This window comes from Paenibacillus sp. YIM B09110 (assembly GCF_037167145.1).
Classification (GTDB): domain Bacteria; phylum Bacillota; class Bacilli; order Paenibacillales; family Paenibacillaceae; genus Pristimantibacillus.
This window is the reverse complement of record NZ_JBANSP010000030.1, coordinates 20,510-42,503: the sequence shown is the minus strand read 5'-3', so window position 1 is coordinate 42,503 and position 21,994 is coordinate 20,510. Positions and strand designations below refer to the sequence as shown.

Here is a 21,994-nt window from a genome sequence, read left to right as displayed (position 1 = left end):
AAACTCATATACCTTCCTATACGTTAAAATAGCGGCCGAATCCGATTCTAGCAGGTCTAAAGCGAGAGTAAGCTGGGGAGACTGAAAAATAGATAGATTTATTTTTCAGGAGGCGAATTATACGATGAATGCTCCCCAATTGTCCGAGGAAGAAGATAAACTGCCGCATAGCCACTGGGCTGAACCGCCGCAAGTGTTATTGAATCGATTGCTAGTGAAGGTAGAGAGTGTCTTGCTAGGAAAACAAGACGTCATTAGACATACGCTTATCGCGCTGCTGGCGGGAGGTCATGTGCTGCTGGAGGATGTGCCTGGCGTTGGCAAAACGATGCTTGCGCAAGCTTTCGCCCGCGTTGTCGGCGGTGATTTCAAGCGCATACAGTTCACGTCGGATATGCTGCCGGCCGATGTGATCGGGGGCGTCGTCTGGGATGCGCGCTCGAGCGAGCTCGTCTTCAGGCCTGGACCGATTATGGCGAATGTCGTGTTGGCCGATGAGATTAACCGTACTTCTCCGCGTACGCAATCCGCGCTGCTTGAAGCAATGGAAGAACGGCGAATCAGCATAGAAGGGAAGACTCGCAGGCTTCCTGTCCCGTTCATGCTCATTGCGACGCAAAATCCGCTTAGCTTCGAGGGAACGAATACGCTGCCTGAGGCGCAGCTCGACCGGTTCATGATGCGGCTGTCGATCGGCTATCCGGCAGCGGCGGAAGAGAAGAAGCTGCTTGAGCAGTACGCTGACCGGAAGCGGGTCGAGCCTGAGCGGCTGCGGCCGGTTATTGCAACGGAGGAATGGCTGCAGATGCAGGCGGAAGCGCGCCAAACGCATATGCATCCGGCTTTAATTGAATATATGGTACAGGTGGCGGCCGTAACGAGACGAGCGCCTGAGGTGCTGCTTGGACTTAGTCCTCGCGCTTTGCGCGACTGGCTGCGCGCTGCGCAGGCAAGCGCTTATGTAGACGGACGCGGTTATGCGATTCCCGATGATGTGCTGGCAACGGCGGAGGCCGTCCTTCCGCATCGGCTTGCGATGCGTTATGTTGCATCCTCTAACGCTCCCGATGCCCTCACCGTCATTAAGCGCGCGGTTCGTGAAGTTCCTTGGCCGGCAGCTGCTGTCGGGGTAAGCGCAGCGCAAGGGGCCGGGAGGCGCAGATGAGCAGTCGCCTGGATTCAGATGCGATTATTGATGAGGATGAAATCATTTCTATACGCGCTTATCGCACGAAGTGGTGGCTATGGTGCCTGATTGCAGTCGGCTGGGGCTGCTCGGTTGCGGCCGTTATGATACGCGGCGGAGCGGTAGAATGGTTCATGGCGGCCGTGCTTACGATGATCAGTCTAATAAGCGGACTTATGCCGGCGCTTGCTGCCGCGGGGCTGAGCGCTGTTCGCAGCGTTGACGGAGTCATGCTGAGAGACGGCGGAGAGGCTGGCGTAAGGCTGTCGATTGCCCGGCGTGCGGCAATTCCGTTCATATGGGTCGCAGTGCGCGAGGAAATCGCCAACGCTTATACGATGAAGGAAAGCCGAGTCGTATACGGGGCGGTATTCATTCCCCTTATGGAGAAGGACAAGGAGCTCGCATATAAGCTGCGCCGATTGCGGCGAGGAAGTCATTCCTTCGCGCCGATGTCGGTGACGGTTGGCGACTGGCTCGGTTTAACTGCCATTACGAAGCAAGTGGACTGTCACTCGGAAGCGATTACCGTTTTGCCTGCCTTGCCTGCCTTGGAGCAAATAGACGAGGCTGATCGAGCTGCGCAAAAAGCGGCGGAAGGCTCGGAGGCGGTCTATACAGGTACGGGACGGGACTCAGGCGCGAATGCGCGTGAGGACAGGACAGCTATAGCGAAAACGGCCGGAATCGGGCCTGACAGTCGGCCGTACCGCGCCGGCGACTCGCTGCGTCATATGGACTGGCGGTCAGCGGCGAGGGGAAGGGGCTTGCAGACGAAGCTGCACAGCCAAGAGACACCGGTTGGTACGTGCATTGTATTGGATACGTGCGCGGCGGGTTATGACGGGAATGACCGGTTATTCGACGCTTGCGCGGGCTGGGCGGCGCTTGCTGCCGAGCAAACTGCAGTTACTGGAGCACAGGTGACGCTACTTATGCAGCACGGAGCAGGTGTTAGCGCTGTCCGTTCGGGATTGGAGGGAGACGGCTTGACGCGCGTATCGGAGCTGCTGCTCGCGATGTCGCGGGCAAAGTGCGACAGCGGAGAGTCGATAGCGGCATTGCTGCTGCTTGAGGAGCAGCTTATAGAGCGGGATGGCGCGATGCTTGCTTTTACCGGCGATTGGCGAAGCGGCAAGCAATGGGGAGATTTGGCTGCTTATGCAGCATCCAAGAGCTGCAGGCTGGAGCTGTTCATCGCCGTGCAGAGCGCCGTGCCTACTTTCGCGATGAGAGAGCAGCAGAAGTGGCTGGAGAGCAGCGGCGTGAAGGTGACATGGCTGCACATTCCGGCAGTCATGAACGAGCTTCCTTTTGCTGAGGAAGGAGGCGAGCTGCATGTCTACGCCTAGATCTAATGCGGAAGGCAAATGGAGCGGAATGAAGCGGGTCGCCGACTCGGCATCTGATCGCAGTATCACGACGGATGAGCACTCACTGCCCTACAAAGCCGTGACGAGCCTGTTATTGTTTGGTTTGCTTGCGGAGTGGCTCCTCCCATGGACGGATGCTGGCGAATGGGCGGCCATTTATCATCCGATGGCGCTGCTTGCCGTTATCGGCTGCGTACTCGCGGCAGGATTATTCCGTATGCCGATGGCGGTGACGATTGCGTTCAGCGTCGTGCTCTGCGTGTTTGCTCTTGCTTTCATGTATAAGGGCGATAGCGAGGGTATGCTCGAGTGGTTAATGGGGTTTCCCGAGCTGCTTGGCGACGACTTCGCGATGATGGCTAACAACGGCTTGTGGGCGATGTCCGGTGAACTTCGCACGCTTATGCTGCTTGCAGGCTGGGCGATGCTCGCACCGGCGCTTCAAGCGCTGCTATGGCTGCGCCAGACGGCGATCGGACTTGCCGGCATTACGGCAGGTTACTTAATTGTGCTTCATGCATGGTTAGGCATTGATGTCATGGGCGGCTTGCTGCGCACCGTTGCGGAAGGGCTGCTGCTTGGCGCGATCGTAACTGTCCCGCGAGCAAAACGTATTTTGGCGGCGGGAATAGGCGCGGTGAAGCGTCTGGATACGGGCTGGCTGACGGGTTCATTGTTCCTGGTGGTTACGATCATTGGCTGCGGATTGTTGTTTGCCGGAGGCAAGGAGACGACGATGGCTCCTGCCGGGTGGACACAATCGTTATCGCAGAAAATAGAACATGCCGTGAATGCGCTTGGCAGTCAAGGCGGCGGTTCCGCGCCAACGTTTCAACGAGCCGGCGGATTCGTGTCAAGCAGCGGGTTGACCGGCTACGGCTTCGACGACAGCCAGCTTGGAGCTCCTCTGCGGAAGGACGGGCGCATTATTTTTACGGGGAGCTCACCGGTTGCCGCATATTGGCGGGGCGAATCGAAAAATTTGTATGACGGCAGAGGGTGGAGCAATGATTGGAGCAACGTGACGCTTATGCCGGTAAGGAAGTCTTCGGATGAAGATGCAGCGCAAGCTGTCCAGTCGAACGAAATCGGCGATGAAACGGTCATTCGGCAGATGATCGTATGGCAGGAGCCTGTGGCTGCCATGCCGTTGTTTGCTTCGGGCAGCGACAGCCGCGTTACGGAGCTGATCGCTTCCGATCCGCGCAGGAAGCTTGGCAGCTTCATGTATAACGAGCGCGCCGATTCGCTGTATGCGCCGTCGCAATCGACGAAGGTGGAGCGATATACGATTGAAAGCGTAATGCCGGTAACAGACGGCGTAAAGCTGCGTGCGTTAAGCGAATACGAGGACGGACAGATGGCGGAGTATGGGGGGGACGAGGCTGCGGCATCCGGACTGGATGAGGATCTTGAGCCTTATTTGCAGCTGCCGGAATCGTTGCCGGGCCGTGTAGTAGCGCTTGCATCCGAAGTCGCGGGCGGAGGCGTAACGAGCCGTTTCGATCAGGTGACCGCGATCGAAGATTATTTGCGTACGAGCTATACGTACTCGCTCGCAGACAGTACGGTACCGCCTGCGGACGCCGACTTTGTCGATTACTTTTTGTTCGAGCAGCAAAGCGGCTATTGCGTGCACTTCTCCTCGGCGATGGTTGTCATGCTGCGGACGCAAGGCATACCCGCTAGATGGGTGAAGGGTTTTACGTCTGGAACTAGGCTGGCGGACGATTCCTCGGCGGGGAGCGTGAGCGATGGAGCTGCCGGCGGTTCAGAAGTTGAGGTAAAGGCGGGCAACGGCGGCGTTCGGCTCGCTAATTACGCCGTCAGCGCTTCGGATGCGCATGCGTGGGTGGAAGTGTATTTCCCGGGCGCAGGCTGGATGCCGTTCGATCCGACGCCGGGATTCACCGGCGTCATGTCGGATGCGGATGCGGCGGCGATTAGCGCCGCATCCGGCAGTGGCGGCGCGGTAGGCGTCAGCGCCGGCGATATAGGCGAGGCGAGCTCGCCGTGGATGGCGGGCGCAGCCCGCTCGTTCGAGGCGGCGGCGGAACGCGCCGCCTCGGCAGTGGCGCGAGCGGCGGATGCGCTCGCGGGGGCGGCGCAGAGCGCCGCCAAGGGCGCGGCGGCAGAGCCCGCCGCTGCCAGCGCCGCAGGCGCGGGCGTGCTGGCGCTGGCGTTAGCAGCGCTGGCTGCCGCGCAGCGGCCACGGCTGCGCCTGGCGCTGGCGCTGCGCCGCTATGGCGCGGCCCACGCCGGCGTTGCTCGGCGCGGCCGCGCAAGCGAAGCTGACGCGCCTGCCCTAGGCGGCGGCGCAGCGCCGCAGGCGCCGACGCTTGCGCCGCGCAGCCAAAGCGGTCGCGGCCGCGCATCGGCCTCGCCCGGCGGCGAAGAGACGCGCCTGCGCGAGCGCTTCGCCGCAGTTGCTGCGGCGCTCGCGCCGCTCATGCATCGCCGTCTCGGCGAGCGCGCGCCGCATCAGACGGCGCGGCAATACGCAGCCGCAGCCGAGTCCGGCTTAGCGGCAGCCCAGCAGGACGCTCTCCGCCAGATGACACTCTGGCTGGAGCAAGCGCAATTCGGCCGGCCGGGCCTCTGGTCCGGCGCGCCGACACCTGCAGAGCTGCGCGCAGTGCTGCGCACGCTCATCAAGCAGCCGCCGAAGGAGAATGTTCCTTCGGCAGACACCGCGCCCCGCCACGCGAATCAATAACCGCGGCGTTGGCGCACAACCAAAAGGCCGTCCACGAGCAATCAGTGGACGGCCTTTTTTCGCAGACGTTACGGACTCAGATAACGCTATGAGCCCGTATGCCGCATATTAACGCAGCTAACGGAGTCCATTGGCGCTAACCGGGCAAATCGAGTCAGAATAGAAGCACAAACGCCACAATAGAACCTCTATGGTCCGTAACTTGCCCCCAAATGCCACCTTTGTCGACATAACGTCTGTACAGTCCGTAACCGACCGAACTAACCGGATAACTGAGCTGTCTTTCAACCGCATTCGTCCCTTTTTCGCCGACCGTTCTCAGTACGCACACAGCCTTAACTAACTAGTAACTTGCGCCCCAAACATTGCCAATTCGCACCTGCGAACGCATTCGCCTTGACTCGCTTAAACCCCCTTATATATAATTACTACATCTATTGAGGGAGGCTCGGTAATGACTAAGCAAAATGAAATCATCGTTGTTCTCGACTTTGGGGGACAATACAACCAACTAATTGCACGCCGTATTCGCGATTTAGGCGTATACAGCGAGCTGCTGCCTTACAACACGTCGGTGGAGCGGATCCGCGAATTGCAGCCTAAAGGCATCGTATTCTCGGGAGGACCGGCTAGCGTTTATGAGGAAAATTCACCGCTTGTAGATCCAGCGATTTATGACCTGAACATTCCAATCTTCGGTATCTGCTACGGCATGCAAATGATGTCGCACCAGCTTAACGGCAAGGTTGAACGCGCAGGCAAGCGCGAGTACGGCAAAGCTGAAGTTGACTTTGTGGAAGGCTCGCAAATCGGCTTCGGACTCGACAAAGTACAAACGGTATGGATGAGCCACGGCGACCATGTCGTTGAACTGCCTGAAGGCTTCCAAGTCGACGCAAGCACGGAGCATGCTCCCGTTGCGGCGATGAGCAACGCGGACCGCAAGTTCTTCGCGGTGCAATTCCACCCGGAGGTGCGTCATTCGGAGTTCGGCACGGATATGATCCGCAACTTCCTGTACCATATCTGCGACTGCGACGGCAACTGGTCGATGACGTCGTTTATTGATGATACGATTCAAGAAATCCGCAACCAAGTCGGCGACAAAAAGGTGCTATGCGCCCTCTCCGGCGGCGTTGATTCCTCCGTTGTAGCGATCCTGCTGCACAAAGCGATCGGCAAACAGCTTACTTGTATGTTTATCGACCACGGCATGCTGCGCAAAGGCGAAGCGGAAGGCGTTATGGAAACGTTCGTTGGCAAATTCGATATGGAAGTTATTAAGATCGATGCCCAAGAGCGTTTCCTTAGCAAGCTGAAGGGTATAGACGACCCTGAACAGAAGCGCAAAATTATCGGCAACGAATTCATTTACACGTTCCAAGAAGAGTCGGACAAGCTGGAAAACTACGAGTTCCTTGCTCAAGGCACGCTCTACACGGATATCGTTGAGAGCGGTACGGCTACGGCGCAAACGATCAAGTCCCATCATAATGTCGGCGGCTTGCCGGAAGACATTAAGTTCAAGCTTGTTGAGCCGCTTAAAGCGCTGTTCAAGGACGAAGTCCGTAAAGTCGGCGAAGAGTGCGGCTTGCCGGAAGCGATCGTATGGCGTCAGCCGTTCCCAGGTCCGGGTCTTGCGATCCGCGTGCTTGGCGAAGTAACGGAAGAGAAGCTTCACATCGTACGCGAATCCGACGCTATTCTTCGCGACGAGATCGCGAAAGCGGGTCTTGACCGCGAGATTTGGCAGTACTTCACGGCGCTTCCGAACATGAAGAGCGTCGGCGTTATGGGCGATGCTCGTACGTACTCGTACACAGTAGGCATCCGCGCGGTTACTTCGATCGACGGCATGACGGCTGACTGGGCGCGTATCCCTTGGGATGTGCTCGAGAAAATCTCCGTCCGTATCGTCAACGAAGTCGACAACGTCAACCGTATCGTGTACGACGTAACGTCGAAGCCACCTGCAACAATCGAGTGGGAATAGACCGGATAAACGTACACCTGCAACAATAGGATGCAAAAAATTACTCTCTTTTATTTGCGTTGTTTAGCAAATGAAAGAGAGTTTTTTTATAAACAAAAGCAATGAACTATATTGAGAACTTCAAACTGAACAGCTCTCCTGCTCCTTAGTACCGCCCAATAAATAGCATTAACTGTAACGATAAGTGCTAGATATGGATAGTAGATGCATAAGTGGTTACAAATTATGGAAAGTCGAATCTTTTGCTGATTTTAGGAAAGCGTCGGGCTGCGTATTTTTTTAATGGACACTACGAACGCTTAGCGAACATATAGCGCGTTGTTCATTTTCTAATGGACATTACAGATCGTTACAGGCACTAAATTAATCAATACGGTATTAATATGCCTTCTTAGCATCGTTTCTGTCCATTAGCCCCTTGAAATCAGTCGATAGTTTGTTTAAGCGGCGATTTTGTCCGTTCTCGGTCGGCTCGTTAGAGAGGTGCTGCGAAGTATTCGTTTCGACGAAACGTTGGCGCATATAGATAGAGGACGCCGTCAGGCGTTTCTTCTTAGGTGCAACCCGTCCAAATTGCTAATTTATTTACCCTTCTTTACCACATATTCCTGCCACGCAAAACTGCCGCCATCTTGTTTTCTCTTCTCAAAACTGGAGTATATGCCTGAAGCCGTATCATACTTCAGAACGGGAATAGTCTTACTCACACGAGTATCGCCGTCGATATAGAAGTGGCTTTGCTTGTCCCAATAAACGTTATGATAATCGGCGTCGCCACTAATTTCAGAAGTAGCAATATGCCCTGCAATAATATCCTTATAAAACTTTCCAGTTGTATGAGGGTATTTGCTGCAAAAATAATAATCTTCCGATCCCCATTTCCACAATTCCTCCGCTTCTTCGTCAACGCCGGCATGAACGAATATTTGCGTGTCCGTTTCATAATAAAAGGGCAAGCCTTTCAGCCAACGTATAACGGCGGCATTGTTAAATGAACTAGCTTTGGAATGGATATCCTCAAGCAACAAAAGCTCATGATTTCCCGCTAAAACGATGACTAGCTCTTTATGCATTTCTTGCAGTTCTTTGATGAAATGCAAAATCGACAAGTCTTGAGAATGGATATCGATATAGTCGCCCAGCAAAACCAGCCGATTTTCTCCGCTCAAATCAACTAAACGAAGCGTTTCTTTGAACAGATCCAGTTCCTCATGAATGTCTGACATAGCGAAGATACAAGGCATGTGCATTCCTCCTGCTGAACAATATTCGAAGAAGTCAAACAATAGGAAATAGAAGGAAACTATTCCTCGAACCTAGAAGACATACAGAATAGGGGGGCAGTTAGATGCGCAAGCAAGGAAGAACAATATTTCTGTGGATGAATTACGTTTTGTTCGGGATATGTGTTTTGTTTTATATCGTGCTCTTAAGGGCTCCGATTACGTTTCTGGAGGGAGCTGCTGTCGGACTGTTTGCGTACGGCGTATGCTTTGGGTTAATCCGTATCGGTTGGTACAGGTTTGTCAAAGGGGTGCTGCTCGCGATGCTTTTTGCCTTGTTGGCGTTGGCACTGTATGCGTTAGGGTACGTTCTTGTACATTCTGGTCAGCTCTCGCATTAACTCCAAGCTTCTGAAAACCCAGCAACAACTTTTACTAAGTAATTATATGTAAAACCCCGTTTACCGGGATACTGTTTATCTGCAATGACTTTTAATCGTTTGTACAAATCCGAATCTTGTGGCATCTTATTTCTGACCGCATGAATGGACTCTTCTTTTGCATCGTTGCTGAAAGTAGCATCCTCAATACGAAAATTGTTCAGAATAAGCCATTCAATAGGCTCGGAAGCTTTTACAAAAGGTTGGATTTTTTTTAATGAATCCAAATTTGCTTCAGCCCACAAATACCAGTTGTTGAGTATTTTTTTAGCGGTTGGTATATAAACTTTGCATTCCATGACGGCTTCAAGTTCTTTCACGAAATCATCAAATTCAGAATCATACTCTACACCTTGCGTTTTATTTAAGTTTTGAGATTGGAAGTGATTTATTCGTGATTTGTACATTTGGTTAATCCCGTGACAGTTTGTTTCTACATACTTGATCGTCTTAATCATTTCACTTGATTTCATATTTTTCCTCCTTGATCTATTGTGATTGATCTTCTTTACTGTTGCTTTGAAATATCTTCGTTCATTTCAAGCAATTTTGCAGCTTTCAAAACCAACCGAACTACGAATGATTTATGAACCCTTGCAACATGAAAGATATCTTTGAAATCCACTTGCAATTCTTCAATGCATTTTAAAACGGAGAGCTCAAGATTAAGCGTCGTACTATAATCGATATCACTTTTTTCGCTGCTTTGATATTCATATGGAACTTTAGCATCTTTAACCTTTTCCCAGTTAACCGATTTTCTGATCGGAAAAACTTCTCTTACTTTTTGATTAATGATGTATCCATAAGTGGGTGAAACCCCTTCAGCCTCCACCATTTTTTGTTTTTCCAATCGGAGAATGGTTTCAGCTTCCTGACTTAGTCGCATTTGTATTCGCATTGAAATATCTCCTCCCACATGTTTATGAAGTCTTTTTGACTACGTAGTCCAATATACTGTGCAAAGAAATATTTGTCAAACCTTTCCTTAACCTTAGAATGCAAAAATACTCTCTTTTATCTGCGTTGTTACGCAAATAGAAGGGAGTATTTTTTCCTGTATGAAATCCAATCAAACTGCAATTTTGGTTTCATTCGGCTCTGATTCGTTTAAATTGCCGTAGTTGTGCGAGCGCTTTTGGGAGAGAGGGCAGCCGCTTTTCTCTGACCGGATACGATCAGCCACACCAGTTGGACGATCAGAATAATGATGACCAGATAGTCGTAAATGTGTGTGCTTGGGGTATTGCCGGTGAAGTTGATGAAGTTATGCAGGCCGTGAAAAATGATCGTTAACCATATCGCGCGATTTTTAGCTACGAGCAGGGCAAGCACGAATCCGAGAATGAACGCATAGACGATTTGGAGTATCGTATCCTGCATGGACTGGCCGCCAAGCGCCTGCAGTGCATGCGTTACGCCGAACAATACGCTGGATACGCCAACCGCTATTGTTTTGCCCTTCTGCATCAACGCCCGCAGCATAATGCCACGGAACAACGTCTCTTCAACAAATCCAACCAGGAATAGCTGGGACAGCAGCATATAGACAAAATAGGAAGCAGGCTGCGCTTGAAAGCCATGATTTGCGATCATCAGGACAATTAAGATAAGCAGCAACGGCAGGTAGTCTGCCCATTGCCTGGCCGTCAGGCTGCGAAGGCTGCCGAAATAGAACATGCTCCATCTTTTGGTCACGGACAAGTAGATGAGCAGAAACAAAGCGATGGGCACAAAGCCAAGAAACGGAGCAAGCGGATGCGTCATTTCCGTTATGGAGACATAAGCGCTGCCGCCGGCGACGCACACGATTAAGGCAAGCTCGATCAGAATGAGGATCAGATAGGGACGTTTCACCGCATAGTCGTTTTGTGTTTTCATGTTAAAACTCCTTTTTGTTCATAATTTGTTTGAGCCATTCATTCTCCATTTGGAAAAATTGCAGACCGTAATGCACCGTAGAGACGCGGTAGTAGTACTGATCTTTATTTTCAAGCTGCTCCAGTTCTTTGGACACAATGGCCTGAACCGCGTTCATCTGCTTGATTTGAAGCTCTATGGAACGCTGATAGTCGCTTAGGTTGCGTTGCCTTGTTTCTTCGTCGAGATAGTCGTAGAAAAAGATCTTGACCATATATTCGCGTTTGTTCGACTTAAGCGGCTCACGCAGCCATGTGATGAAATGCCGCTGCCCCTTCTCGGTTACGGCGTACAGCTTCTTGTTCTTGCTGTCGTTCGTTTCCTCCTCGGTAACATAAGCCTCATCCACGAGACGTTTTAATGCCGGATACAGACTGCCGTAGCTCATTTTGTAAAAGATGCCGATCGTCTGCTCCGTAACCTTTTTAATATCGTAGCCGCTCATTTTTCCTTGCATAAGCATGCCAAGCGTAACCAGTTCAATCATGGGATGTCGTTCGCTCCTTTTATAAAAATATATCTAGATGATATATCTATTTGATATATTTAATTTATCCGATTTCCCTTTTGTTGTCAATAAGGTATTTTGATCAGTTTCTTACCTGACAATGAAACGCTATCCCGGCTCTGCTATAATCAAGGGACTAGCAATAAGGGAACAGGGGAGAACGCCGCGATGAACAGTCCATCTAAGACGATTACAAAGGATGAAATAAGATTTGATCCATCCTTTCCGATGACGATTACGCAGACGCGCGGCGTGAGTCCGACCTTTCAACGGCTGCATTGGCATAAGGCGCTTGAAATTAATTACATACGAGAGGGAAGCGGATATTACCTTATTAACGGCAATCGCTACGACTTTCAGCAAGGCGACATTGTGCTGATCCACTCGAATGACCTGCATCGGGCTTTCGAATCGGAAGGGCTCGTTATGACCATTGTGATGTTCGATCCTGCCTACTTGGCGCTGGAGCACCGGTATGACAGGGAGCTGCTGCTTCCCTTTCGCGAGCTTGGCGCATCGCTCGAATACGTGTTGGACCGGGACCATCCGCAGTTGCCGAGGCTGCAAGAGGCAATCGCGGTCATGTACGATGAAAACGCGCGCAAGGAAGCTCATTACGAGACGATCGTCCGGGCACAGCTTATTCAGTTTGTTGCGCTTGCAGGCCGCTACTTCATGAGGCGGGAGAGCGGCGGGAGTCAACCGCTCCGGGGAATGGAAACCATGCGGGAAGTGCTTCATGCGATCGAATCCGATTATGCGAGGGCATGGACGCTGCGTTCGCTGTCCGAGCTCGCCCATCTCAGCCCGTCCCGATTCAGTACGCTGTTCACGCAGGTGGTAGGAACGTCACCGATGGATTATTTGATTCAGCTTAGGCTGGCGCATGCTGCAAGCTTAGTGCGGGAGAGCGATATGAAGATGATTGAGGTGGCCGAGGCTTGCGGCTTCCGCAACTTGTCCAACTTCAATCGCCTGTTCAAGCACTATTTCGGCCTATCGCCGTCTTCGTTGCGAAGAGGGTGAAAACAGTAAGATAGTATCATTGCATCGCGCCATTGCAGGAGAGCGCGGTGCTTTTTTGTTATATGATAGTTGTAACAAAAGCACGAAAGTTACGATCATTCGGAGCACGATGCTCGATACTTGATATTCGACTCGATACTTCGATCAGATAAAGGATGTGAGATTCATTTTATTTCTAGGCGTAGATGCGGGAGGCACGAAGACACACGCTTTACTCGTCGATGAAGCAGGCCGTGTGCTCGGCCAAGGCTATGCGGGCAACGGCAACCATCAGACGGCATTCGCACAGGCGGGAGTTCATATCGACAAAGCTTGCGGGGAGGCGCTGCAGGCGGCAGGCGTGACGAAGGAGCAGGTGGACTTCGCCTACTTCGGTCTTGCCGGCGCCGACCGAGAGCCGGATTACGTTATATTGCGCCCGATGATCGGGGCGCTTGGCTTCGGGCAGTACGCGATTGCATGCGATACGATGATTGGCATGCGGGCGGGAACGACCCGCTCCCATGGGGCGGTCATCATTAGCGGCACGGGCTTTAATGCCTCAGCCCGCAATGCGAAGGGAGAGGAGCTGCAATACGGCGGCTTCGGCTACTTGTTCGGCGACGGGCAAGCCTCGGGCTCCGATCTGGCGATTCATGCATTCCGCAGCGCGATACGCGGGTGGGAAGGCAGAGAGCAGTCAACACTGCTGAGCGACATCGTCCCGAAAGAGCTTGGTTATCTTTCGGTCAAGGCGATGTACGATGATGCGCTGGATAACGGTGTCCGTCCGCCCAGAACGCTTGGCAAGCTGGTGTTCCAAGCCGCCGCTCAAGGCGATGCGGTGTCGATTCGTATTTTGCAACAGGCGGGACAAGAATTGGCCGTTTCGGTTAATGCGCTCATTAAGCGGCTCGGCATGCAGCAGGATGTATTCGATGTGGTGCTGACGGGCAGTGTGCTGTCGCGAGGCGCAACGAATCATATGGTGGAAGCGATCAAGAAATCGGTTGGCGAGATTGCGCCAAATGCGAGCGTCGTGAAGCTATCGGTCGATCCGGTCGTTGGTGCGGTCATGAGCGCGATGGATCAAGCGGGTATTACGATCGATGAGGCGTTGGATAAGGCGCTCAGGCAGATCACGTTCCAATAAGCAGCAAGTAAGTATTTACCATATCCATTACGGGGAGGATAATCGCAATGAACAAACAAGGCTTGAAAATCGCAGTCATCGGGGGCGGCTCTTCTTACACGCCCGAGATCGTTGAAGGCTTCATTAACAAATACAACGAGATGCCTATTCGTGAGCTATGGCTCGTCGATATTGAAGAGGGCAAGCATAAATTGGAAATCGTTGGCGAGCTTGCAAAACGTATGGTGGAGAAGTCAGGCCTTCCGATCAAAGTGATGCTGACGCTCGATCGGCGCGAGGCGATCGCGGGTGCAGACTTCGTTACGACGCAAATGCGCGTCGGCTTGCTTGCAGCAAGACGCCGCGACGAACACATTCCAATATCGCACGGCGTGATCGGTCAAGAAACGACAGGGCCGGGCGGGATGATGAAGGCGCTGCGCACGGTTCCCGTTATTTTAGACATTTGCCGCGATATCGAGGAGCTGGCGCCGGACGCTTGGCTGCTCAACTTCACGAATCCTGCGGGAATCGTGACCGAAGCGGTGCTGAAGCATAGCAAGGTCAAGACGGTTGGCCTTTGCAATTCGCCAATCAACTTCCAAAAGTTTGTCGCGAAGGAGTATGGCGTATCGGAACGCGAGGTGCTGCCCGAATTCGTAGGCATTAACCATCTGCACTGGGTGACGGCGGCTTATGTGAACGGAGAAGACAAGCTGCGAGAGATGATCGAGGGCGGCAAAGACTACTCGGCAACGAACGTGACGGCCTTTGATTGGGATTATGATTTCTTGTCGTCGCTTGGCGCGATACCGACTTATTATCTGCGATATTTCTACTTGACCGACGTCATGTATGCGGAGATGAAGGAGTCGATGGAGAAGAACGGTACGCGCGCGGAAGTTGTCAGCCGTGTTGAAGCGGAGTTGTTCGAGCTGTACAAGGATGTTAATCTAAGCGAGAAACCAAAGCAATTGGAGAAGCGCGGCGGGGCGTATTACTCCGAAGCAGCTGTTAACTTGATGCACTCCTTGTATACCGATAGACGTGATATTCAGACGCTGAACGTGCGCAACAACGGCATTATTCCGTTCCTCCCCGAGGACGCGAGCATTGAGGTGAACTGCGTCGTGACGGCGCAAGGTCCGATCGCTTTGCCTCCGCAGCGCGTTCCTGAGCAAATTAAAGGGCTGCTGCATGCGGTCAAAACGTACGAATCGTTGACGATAGAAGCGGCTGTGACGGGAGACAGAGGCATTGCGCTGCAGGCGATGGTCCATCATCCGCTTGTTCCAAGCATCGCCGTGGCGAAGCAATTGCTGGACGAGATGCTGGAGAGCAATAAAAGCTACTTGCCGCTATTTTTTGCGAAATAAAAGAATTTCATATGGAAATCGCCAGCCCTTGCCTGAGCTTCTCGGCAGGGGTTTTTTTGTATTCATTCTCATGCAAAATGGTCGTTTATAGGTCTACAGTATTGCATTACACTCGAAAATTTAATTTTGTCTTATATTGGATTTTTTGAAGAAATCGTATGATTCCTATGAAAAACGATTTTTGGTTAAAAATGCAGTATTAAGTTATGAAAGCACTTCCATTTTGTTGGAGGTGAAGGGGGGAACGGCCGATCCACTCAGGGGTCGCACACTTGCCAGGATGGGTAGACAGAACGATATGAAGTCAATCATCTAAAATGACGAGGAGTGTTTTCCATGAAAAAAAGGTATTCGGTTATGATTTTGGTTCTCGTGTTATTCGTATTAAATTCCGCGATTGCTTTCGCTGCTATCGATCCTTACAGCCCGATCGCAACATCCGCTAACACGGAGCTGAACAGCGACTCCGGCAAATTCTCCGACGGCAATGGTCCCCGCATTGAGGACAACGAAAATAAAAATATCGGATATATCGTAGCAGGCAACTATGCCAAATACGGCGAGGTTCAATTCGGTGATGCAGGCGCTTCCAAAGTGAAGATCGAGATTGCGACTCCGTCCGAAACCGGCACGGTAGAAGTATATACAGGTGCTCCGACAGGTACGCCGATCGCAACGATAGAATATAAGTCGACAGGCGACTGGCAGGCTTACCAGTGGTTCGAAGCACCGGTTTCCGGCGTGACGGGAACGCAAGATTTGTTCGTCGTATTCGTTAGCGGGGATCTTAACGTTCGCAACGTTCAGTTCGAATCGGCAGACGGCGCGGCGGCACCGGCAGCGGGCGAACCGGCGGCGGAAGCCAATCCGAAGACTGGCGATTCAGGCGTTATGCTCTATGTAGCGCTTGCAGCTGGAGCTGCAATGCTCATGGTTCTATCGAGAAAAAAATTCGCGAAGCAATCCTAATAACGAATGACTGATTAACATAAGCAAGCGAATGAGGATGTCCCTTTGTCATAGCGATGGCGAAGGGACGTTCCTGTTAGAGGGCATGATGGGCTCACGAACGGGGAACGGAGTGAATGCGATGAACGCTTGGCGGGAGACGAGAATACGGCAAGCGCTGCTCGTTATCGGCGCTATTGTCTTTTTGTTTGCGAGTATCCGGATCGCGGACTATTACATGGACGGCTACAAAAACAAGAAGGTATATGCGGATTTCCGGAGCGCCTATGCCCAGCCGCTGGAGGAGCAGCTTCCCGAGCCAGCTGGGACAACTGCCGGCACATTGGCTGACGAACCGGTAGAGCCGATAATCAATCCGAAGATTGCGGCACTGCAGGAAACGAACAAGGACATTGTAGGCTGGGTCCGCATCGAAGGAACTCCAATCGATTACCCGGTCGTGCAAGGGGAGGATAATGCTTTTTATTTGAAGCATGACGCGGAAGGCGGCAAGAACAAAGCCGGCAGCATCTTTATGGATTACCGCAATGACGCCGGCGGCGATAACCGCAATACGATTGTTTACGGACATTACATGAAAGACGGCACGATGTTCGGGAAGCTGCAAAATTACGAAAGCTGGTGGACGTTCGATCGATTGAAGACGATCGATTTCGAATTGCTGACGGGGGACGAAGAGTGGGTTGTCTTCTCCGCTTATGTAGCCGATCCCTCCTTCGATTATATTCGGACAGAGTTTGATTCGGACGAACAGTTTCAGTCGTTTTTGGACGACATTCAGAGGCGGTCGCTGCATCCGTCTACGGTGAAGCCGACGGCAGACGACAAGATTTTGACGCTATCGACCTGCTCCTATGATTACGACAATGCCAGGTTTGTCATTCACGCCGTACGGCGTTGAGTGCGCAAATCCGATTCAATTACAAGTTATCGGCTCTATTGCCGGGCAAGGGAGAGATTACGCTGCATGATGGCCAGCAAAGGTAACGGAAGGTCGACCTTAATATACGTGGCGATAAGCGTCGTCGCTTTAGCCGCGCTATTCACTTATTTATTTTTGGCGAAGGACAAGAGTGAGAGAGATCCCGATCACTATCGGGTTCTCGTCTTGAGCAAAACGGATGGCTTTCGGCATGACGCTATAGAAGAAGGGATTGCGGCTATTCGTGTTCTAGGCGAGCAGAACGGGTTCGAGGTGGATGCGACGGAGGATACGTCCGTGTTCACCGATGAGGGACTTGATCCTTATGTGGCAGTCGTCTTCTTGAATACGACGGGAGAAATATTTAACTTCCAGCAGATGGAGGCGTTCGAGCGGTATATTCAGGCGGGCAAAGGTTATGTCGGCGTCCACTCCGCTTCGGATACGCTCCATTCCTGGCAATGGTATATGGATCTTGTCGGCGGCATGTTCGTCGATCATCCGGCCGTCGTATCGGCGGAGCTGCAAACCGCGGATCGCGCGCATCCTTCGACGGCCTCGTTAGCTGCCAAATGGACGCATACCGACGAATGGTACAATTTCATGGCTAATCCGCGCGGTGCTGTCCATGTGTTAATGACGGTCGACGAGAGCACGTACGAAGGCGGCAAAATGGGATATGACCATCCCGTTGCGTGGTGTCAAAACTATGACGGAGGCCGCTCCTGGTATACCGGACTTGGGCATACGAAGGAAAGCTATGCGAGCGAGCCGTTTCTGCAGCATCTGCTCGGCGGCATCTCCTGGGCGGCTGGCGCGGCGGAAGGCGATTGCGCCGCAACCGTATACAGCTCGGCCAATTACCAGAAGCAGGAGCTGATGACCGGCTTGAGCGCTCCGATCGGGCTTGACTTCGCGCCTGACGGGCGCATCTTCTTTATTGAGATTGGCGGAAGCGTTAAGGTAAACGATCCGAAGACCGGCATTACGACGTTATCCGCCAAACTACCGATCGTTGAAGGCAATGAGCAAGGACTGCTCGGTATGGCGCTGGATCCGGAGTTTGACAAGAACAGCTGGATTTACTTGTATTACACGCCGGTCGGCGCGGCCGAGGAGGATGTGCTGTCAAGGTTCGAGGTGAAGGGCGATGAGGTAGACTTAACGACGGAGAAGGTCATGCTGCGCGTGCCTACCCAGCGCAAAGAATGCTGCCATCATGGAGGTAACCTGGAATTCGGGCCTGACGGCTATCTGTATCTGTCGACGGGCGACAACGCCAATCCGTTCGAATCAGACGGTTATGCGCCGACAGACGAGCGGGACGGCAGATCAGCCTGGGATGCGAGAGGCACTTCCGGCAATACGAACGATCTAAGGGGCAAAATATTGCGTATCAAGCCCGAGAGCGACGGCACGTATTCGATTCCGGAAGGGAATCTGTTCACGGACGGATCAGGTAAGCCGGAGATCTATGTGATGGGCGTGCGCAACCCTTATCGTATGGGCTTCAGTCCATACGACAACGCGCTCTATTGGGGCGACGTAGGTCCGGATGCAGGAGCGCCGAATGTGCTGCGCGGCCCGGTCGGCTATGACGAGATTAACCGGGCGACGGAAGCGGGCAATTACGGTTGGCCGTTCTGCTCCGGCGATAACGAGTCTTACCGCACGTACAATTTCTTGATGCGCGTAGCGGGCAAGGCGCAGGATTGCGCGGCGATCGTTAACGACTCGCCGAATAATACGGGAGCGAAGCAGCTGCCTCCGGCAGTCGGAGCAATGGTCTACTACCCTTACGGTCCAAGCGAGAAGTTCCCGGGCATTACGGACGGCACAGGCCGTACGGCAGCCGTTGCCGGCGTGTACAAATATGATCCGGATCATACGAATCCGTTCCGCATGCCGCGCTACTTGGACGGCTCGCTCATCGCATTTGACTTCTCCCGTGAATGGTTCAAGGAAATCAAGTTCGACGACCAGGGCAAGCTGATGCAGGTCAATCCGTTCCTTCCGAACATTAACTTCGATCACCCGATCTACGCCAAGATCGGCCCGGACGGCAGTCTGTATGTGTCGGAATTCGCAAGCGGCTCGATCGACGGCAAAATCTCTCGCATCGTCTACAGCGGGGCGGCAGGCGATCAGCCTCCGGCCGTGAAAGCGGTCGCCAGCGCGACGAACGGACTTGCTCCGCTTGCGGTATCGTTCAGCACCGAGGGCACGACGGATCTTGAAGGCGGAGAGATGCGCTACGAGTGGGACTTCAACGGCGACGGACAGACTGATTCCAAAGAACCGAATCCGAGCTATACGTACGAGAGCAACGGCAACTACTCGGCCAAAGTAACGGTTATCGACGACCGGGACAATGCCGCGTCGCTCATTATTCCGATAACGGTCGGCAACCGGGCGCCTACGATTGAGTTCGTCTCTCCGGCAGCGCATGGACTGTTCGCTTGGGGAGATACGATTGAATATGAAGTGAAGGTGACGGACGCAGACGATGGCAGCATCGATTGCTCGAAGGTCATGGTGACGCCAGCGCTCGGTCATGACGAGCACGCCCATCCAAGTCCAACCCAAAGCGGCTGCAAAGGCTCGTTCGTATCGGTGAAGAGCGACACCAATATCGAGAATACGTTCCTGCTGCTAACTGCTACGTATACGGATAACGGTACTGCAGAAGCGGCTCCGCTGACTAGCGCCGTATCCATCAAGCTGCTCTCTACGGATCGCCAAGCGGAATATTACAACGAGAAGAGCGATGCGCCGAAGGCTGAATTGACGCAGGATGAAGGCGGAGGCAGCAATATCGGCTTCATCGAGAACGGATCGTGGCTTGCTTTCACCGATATGAATCTCATTAACATTACCGGCGTGAAGGCGCGCGTATCGTCGGCAGGATCGGGCGGTACGATCGGGATGCGGGTCGGTTCGCCGGAAGGCAAGCTGATCGCAGAGATGAAAGTTCCGGTAACGGGCGATTGGCAGAATTGGGTGGACGTATCGGCCGACTTTACAGAAATGCCGATTGGTCCGAACGATATATACTTCGTGTTCACCGGAGGCGAAGGATTCCTGTTCAACATTAACAAATTCGATTTCATCGGACGGGGGATAGCTTCAGGCGAATAATAGCAGTTAGTCTTGGCATAGTTATGGAAAATAGTTCAAATATTAGGTCAAAGGACTTGCTTACTTGGTTTGGAAACGCTGTAATCGCGAATATTGGCAACTACTGCAGCAAATATTATTCGCTAAATAGCATTGACAAAATCCGTTCCCACTTCTAAAATTGGAGACGGAAAACAACAGCATATTTTTCGTATAATCTCAAGAATCGGCTTGAGAGTCTCTACTCGGTCACCGTAAATGACCTGGCTACGAAAATGGGAAGAAGCGCGCCACGGTCCGGCGTGTATACTTTTTCCGTTTTTGCAGAGCCTAGGAAAATGTGGTAATCACATTGTCGCTAGGCTCCTTTGTTTGTTCCACCACAATTTTGGGAGGTTATTGATCAAAATGGAACGTTTCTTTCGCTTAAAGGAACACGGGACAAATGTCAGGACAGAGATTATGGCGGGGCTGACGACTTTCATGACGATGGCATACATATTGGCCGTCAATCCAATCATACTCACGCCGACAGGACTTGACTGGACTGCAGTATTTCTTGCTACGGCGCTTGCAGCCGGTATTTTCACGATTGCAATGGGTCTGTTCGTCAACTTCCCGGTAGCACTTGCTCCAGGTATGGGCCTTAATGCGTACTTCGCATCCGTCGTTATCGCTTCGGCGGCAACGGATGAGCCTATTTCACCGGCAATGGGACTAACGGCCGTCTTTATTTCCGGTATTATATTCATCATCCTGACGGTAACGCAAATTCGTCAGATGCTTATTACGGCAGTACCAGACAGCTTGAAGCATGCGATTACGGTCGGTATCGGCTTGTTCATTACGGTTGTCGGCCTGAAAAACAGCGGTCTGATGACAATCGCCGTGTCGAGCTTCACGGATATTCCGGCCGGCAAGTTCACGCCGGTTACCGGCAACGAAACGGTTATGGGCCTTGGCAGCTTCACGGACGGCACGGTTGTTTTGACGGTTGTGGCTCTGCTTCTAATCGGTATTTTGATGGTGCTTCGCGTACCGGGCGCTATCCTGTGGGGTATCTTGGGTACGACGGTAATTGGCATTATCTCTGGTCAGGTTGACGTAAAAGAAGTGTTTACGGACAAAACATGGGTGCCTGACTTCGGCACATTGAACTTCTGGCACTTCGACTTTGCAGGCGTGTTCGAGGTTGGTCTTGTTACGGTCATCCTGACGTTCACGTTCGTTGAATTGTTCGATACGTTCGGAACGCTTGTCGGTACGGCTAACCGTGCCGGCTTCATGAAAAATCCGGAAGAGGGCAAGAAAAAAGTCGGCAAAGCGATGTTCGTTGACGCTATCGGCGTAAGCGGCGGCGCGGTGCTCGGCACAAGCACAGTAACGGCGTTCATCGAGAGCTCCGCAGGTGTTGCACAAGGCGGACGCACAGGTCTGACTGCGGTTACGACAGGTATCTGTTTCTTGCTCGCCATCTTCCTGTCGCCGATTGTAGCCCTTATTCCTGGCGCGGCAACGGCAGCGGCTCTTATTATCGTCGGCGTGCTGATGATGCAATCGGTTAAGGAGATCGACTTCTCGGATCTCGTATACGCGATTCCAGCGTTCTTCATCATCGCGTTCATGCCTTTCACTTACAGCATCGCTAACGGCATCTCGTTCGGTATCGTAACGTATGTCGTGCTTGCTACGGTTGGCAATCTTGCGAAAAAAGGCAAATACAACGTTCACTGGCTCATGTGGGTATTGGCGGTTCTCGTTATTTACCGTTACGTATTCATGGGCGGCGAATAGAGCGAATAGTTCTCAAACAGGAAGGAGCAGCGCTGGACCGGCGCTGCTCCTTTTTTTGTTTCCGTTATGAAGCACTTCATAGAATAGTGAGGGTAATCTCATTATTTTTGAACATATTCATCTGCTCGTCTGATTTAGTGAGGCAAATCTCACTGCTCATGAAGCTAGATTCACGAGCAATGAGGTTTGCCTCACTATTGTTGCGAATAGCGCTAACAGGTGCTGAGATAAGTGAGTCCGGCCTCATAAATAGTGAATTTTAACTCACAATTTGCGCCTGCACCAGTCTGGAGCTTGATCATTCCGTTTAATGCCAGAAG

General features: G+C 52.5%; 18 protein-coding genes and 1 riboswitch. Of the genes, 12 read left to right on the top strand and 6 right to left on the bottom strand.

What is annotated here, in order from left to right:
• Nucleotides 1-124: 124 nt before the first annotated feature.
• The 3 genes from V8F51_RS27440 to V8F51_RS27430 are packed head-to-tail and all read left to right on the top strand — an operon-like array spanning nt 125 to nt 5,275.
• Nucleotides 125-1,165 carry an AAA family ATPase gene (locus tag V8F51_RS27440; RefSeq protein ID WP_337103692.1) on the top strand — a complete coding sequence of 347 codons (1,041 nt, stop codon included), beginning with the start codon at nt 125-127 and terminating at the stop codon, nt 1,163-1,165.
• Entirely contained in the window at nt 1,162-2,538 is a 1,377-nt protein-coding gene (locus tag V8F51_RS27435) for a DUF58 domain-containing protein (RefSeq protein ID WP_337103691.1), read from the top strand. Before V8F51_RS27440 ends, V8F51_RS27435 begins: the two co-directional genes overlap by 4 nt.
• Nucleotides 2,525-5,275: a transglutaminase-like domain-containing protein gene (locus V8F51_RS27430; protein WP_337103690.1), complete on the top strand. Its 2,751-nt coding sequence runs from the start codon at nt 2,525-2,527 to the stop codon at nt 5,273-5,275. The genes V8F51_RS27435 and V8F51_RS27430 overlap by 14 nt, the downstream gene beginning before the upstream one ends.
• A gap of 154 nt (nt 5,276-5,429) precedes the next feature.
• On the opposite strand, the gene V8F51_RS27425 is transcribed toward V8F51_RS27430, so the two are convergent.
• Nucleotides 5,430-5,606: a hypothetical protein gene (locus tag V8F51_RS27425; protein ID WP_337103689.1), complete on the bottom strand. Its 177-nt coding sequence runs from the start codon at nt 5,604-5,606 to the stop codon at nt 5,430-5,432.
• A gap of 123 nt (nt 5,607-5,729) precedes the next feature.
• Between V8F51_RS27425 and guaA the strand changes: the two genes are divergently transcribed.
• Nucleotides 5,730-7,268 (top strand): glutamine-hydrolyzing GMP synthase, encoded by a 1,539-nt coding sequence (gene guaA, locus V8F51_RS27420; RefSeq protein ID WP_337103688.1) that lies wholly within the window; start codon nt 5,730-5,732, stop codon nt 7,266-7,268.
• 581 nt (nt 7,269-7,849) lie between these two features.
• On the opposite strand, the gene V8F51_RS27415 is transcribed toward guaA, so the two are convergent.
• The gene (locus tag V8F51_RS27415) at nt 7,850-8,494 is read right to left on the bottom strand and encodes a metallophosphoesterase (RefSeq protein WP_337103687.1); all 645 of its coding nucleotides are present in this window, start codon (nt 8,492-8,494) and stop codon (nt 7,850-7,852) included.
• A gap of 122 nt (nt 8,495-8,616) precedes the next feature.
• Here V8F51_RS27415 and V8F51_RS27410 point away from each other — a divergent pair, with 122 nt between their 5' ends.
• A complete protein-coding gene (locus V8F51_RS27410; protein WP_337103686.1) occupies nt 8,617-8,892 on the top strand; it encodes a hypothetical protein in 276 nt (91 codons plus the stop codon).
• Here V8F51_RS27410 and V8F51_RS27405 read toward each other — a convergent pair.
• From V8F51_RS27405 to V8F51_RS27390, 4 genes are all read right to left on the bottom strand, one after another.
• Nucleotides 8,889-9,404 (bottom strand): hypothetical protein, encoded by a 516-nt coding sequence (locus V8F51_RS27405; RefSeq protein WP_337103685.1) that lies wholly within the window; start codon nt 9,402-9,404, stop codon nt 8,889-8,891. The genes V8F51_RS27410 and V8F51_RS27405 overlap by 4 nt on opposite strands.
• Nucleotides 9,405-9,439: 35 nt before the next feature.
• Nucleotides 9,440-9,832, bottom strand: a complete 393-nt coding sequence (locus V8F51_RS27400; RefSeq protein WP_337103684.1) for a hypothetical protein — start codon at nt 9,830-9,832, stop codon at nt 9,440-9,442.
• Nucleotides 9,833-10,041: 209 nt separating this feature from the next.
• A complete protein-coding gene (locus V8F51_RS27395) occupies nt 10,042-10,812 on the bottom strand; it encodes a CPBP family intramembrane glutamic endopeptidase (RefSeq protein WP_337103683.1) in 771 nt (256 codons plus the stop codon).
• A gap of 1 nt (nt 10,813) precedes the next feature.
• A complete protein-coding gene (locus V8F51_RS27390; RefSeq protein ID WP_337103682.1) occupies nt 10,814-11,338 on the bottom strand; it encodes a PadR family transcriptional regulator in 525 nt (174 codons plus the stop codon).
• 189 nt (nt 11,339-11,527) lie between these two features.
• Between V8F51_RS27390 and V8F51_RS27385 the strand changes: the two genes are divergently transcribed.
• From V8F51_RS27385 to V8F51_RS27355, 7 genes are all read left to right on the top strand, one after another.
• Nucleotides 11,528-12,385, top strand: a complete 858-nt coding sequence (locus V8F51_RS27385; RefSeq protein WP_337103681.1) for an AraC family transcriptional regulator — start codon at nt 11,528-11,530, stop codon at nt 12,383-12,385.
• Between the two features lie 157 nt (nt 12,386-12,542).
• A complete protein-coding gene (locus V8F51_RS27380; RefSeq protein ID WP_337103680.1) occupies nt 12,543-13,517 on the top strand; it encodes an N-acetylglucosamine kinase in 975 nt (324 codons plus the stop codon).
• A gap of 47 nt (nt 13,518-13,564) precedes the next feature.
• Entirely contained in the window at nt 13,565-14,872 is a 1,308-nt protein-coding gene (locus V8F51_RS27375) for a 6-phospho-beta-glucosidase (protein WP_337103679.1), read from the top strand.
• Between the two features lie 336 nt (nt 14,873-15,208).
• The gene (locus tag V8F51_RS27370; protein WP_337103678.1) at nt 15,209-15,841 is read left to right on the top strand and encodes a carbohydrate-binding protein; all 633 of its coding nucleotides are present in this window, start codon (nt 15,209-15,211) and stop codon (nt 15,839-15,841) included.
• A 31-nt stretch (nt 15,842-15,872) separates the two neighbouring features.
• Nucleotides 15,873-16,742, top strand: coding sequence for a class B sortase (gene srtB, locus V8F51_RS27365; protein WP_337103677.1), 870 nt, complete (start codon nt 15,873-15,875; stop codon nt 16,740-16,742).
• A gap of 66 nt (nt 16,743-16,808) precedes the next feature.
• Nucleotides 16,809-19,901, top strand: coding sequence for a ThuA domain-containing protein (locus V8F51_RS27360; protein WP_337103676.1), 3,093 nt, complete (start codon nt 16,809-16,811; stop codon nt 19,899-19,901).
• 168 nt (nt 19,902-20,069) lie between these two features.
• Nucleotides 20,070-20,170, top strand: a riboswitch (purine riboswitch).
• 118 nt (nt 20,171-20,288) lie between these two features.
• A complete protein-coding gene (locus V8F51_RS27355) occupies nt 20,289-21,674 on the top strand; it encodes an NCS2 family permease (protein ID WP_337103675.1) in 1,386 nt (461 codons plus the stop codon).
• Nucleotides 21,675-21,994 lie beyond the last annotated feature (320 nt).

Excerpts from the sequence above, each read along its gene's own strand:
- V8F51_RS27410 (WP_337103686.1), top strand. The coding sequence starts at position 8,617 with ATGCGCAAGCAAGGAAGAACAATATTTCTGTGGATGAATTACGTTTTG.
- V8F51_RS27405 (WP_337103685.1), bottom strand. The coding sequence starts at position 9,404 with ATGAAATCAAGTGAAATGATTAAGACGATCAAGTATGTAGAAACAAAC.
- V8F51_RS27430 (WP_337103690.1), top strand. The coding sequence starts at position 2,525 with ATGTCTACGCCTAGATCTAATGCGGAAGGCAAATGGAGCGGAATGAAG.
- V8F51_RS27390 (WP_337103682.1), bottom strand. The coding sequence starts at position 11,338 with ATGATTGAACTGGTTACGCTTGGCATGCTTATGCAAGGAAAAATGAGC.
- V8F51_RS27355 (WP_337103675.1), top strand. The coding sequence starts at position 20,289 with ATGGAACGTTTCTTTCGCTTAAAGGAACACGGGACAAATGTCAGGACA.
- V8F51_RS27415 (WP_337103687.1), bottom strand. The coding sequence starts at position 8,494 with ATGTCAGACATTCATGAGGAACTGGATCTGTTCAAAGAAACGCTTCGT.
- guaA (WP_337103688.1), top strand. The coding sequence starts at position 5,730 with ATGACTAAGCAAAATGAAATCATCGTTGTTCTCGACTTTGGGGGACAA.
- V8F51_RS27360 (WP_337103676.1), top strand. The coding sequence starts at position 16,809 with ATGATGGCCAGCAAAGGTAACGGAAGGTCGACCTTAATATACGTGGCG.
- V8F51_RS27385 (WP_337103681.1), top strand. The coding sequence starts at position 11,528 with ATGAACAGTCCATCTAAGACGATTACAAAGGATGAAATAAGATTTGAT.
- V8F51_RS27370 (WP_337103678.1), top strand. The coding sequence starts at position 15,209 with ATGAAAAAAAGGTATTCGGTTATGATTTTGGTTCTCGTGTTATTCGTA.
- V8F51_RS27440 (WP_337103692.1), top strand. The coding sequence starts at position 125 with ATGAATGCTCCCCAATTGTCCGAGGAAGAAGATAAACTGCCGCATAGC.
- V8F51_RS27435 (WP_337103691.1), top strand. The coding sequence starts at position 1,162 with ATGAGCAGTCGCCTGGATTCAGATGCGATTATTGATGAGGATGAAATC.
- V8F51_RS27395 (WP_337103683.1), bottom strand. The coding sequence starts at position 10,812 with ATGAAAACACAAAACGACTATGCGGTGAAACGTCCCTATCTGATCCTC.
- V8F51_RS27400 (WP_337103684.1), bottom strand. The coding sequence starts at position 9,832 with ATGCGAATACAAATGCGACTAAGTCAGGAAGCTGAAACCATTCTCCGA.
- srtB (WP_337103677.1), top strand. The coding sequence starts at position 15,873 with ATGAGGATGTCCCTTTGTCATAGCGATGGCGAAGGGACGTTCCTGTTA.
- V8F51_RS27375 (WP_337103679.1), top strand. The coding sequence starts at position 13,565 with ATGAACAAACAAGGCTTGAAAATCGCAGTCATCGGGGGCGGCTCTTCT.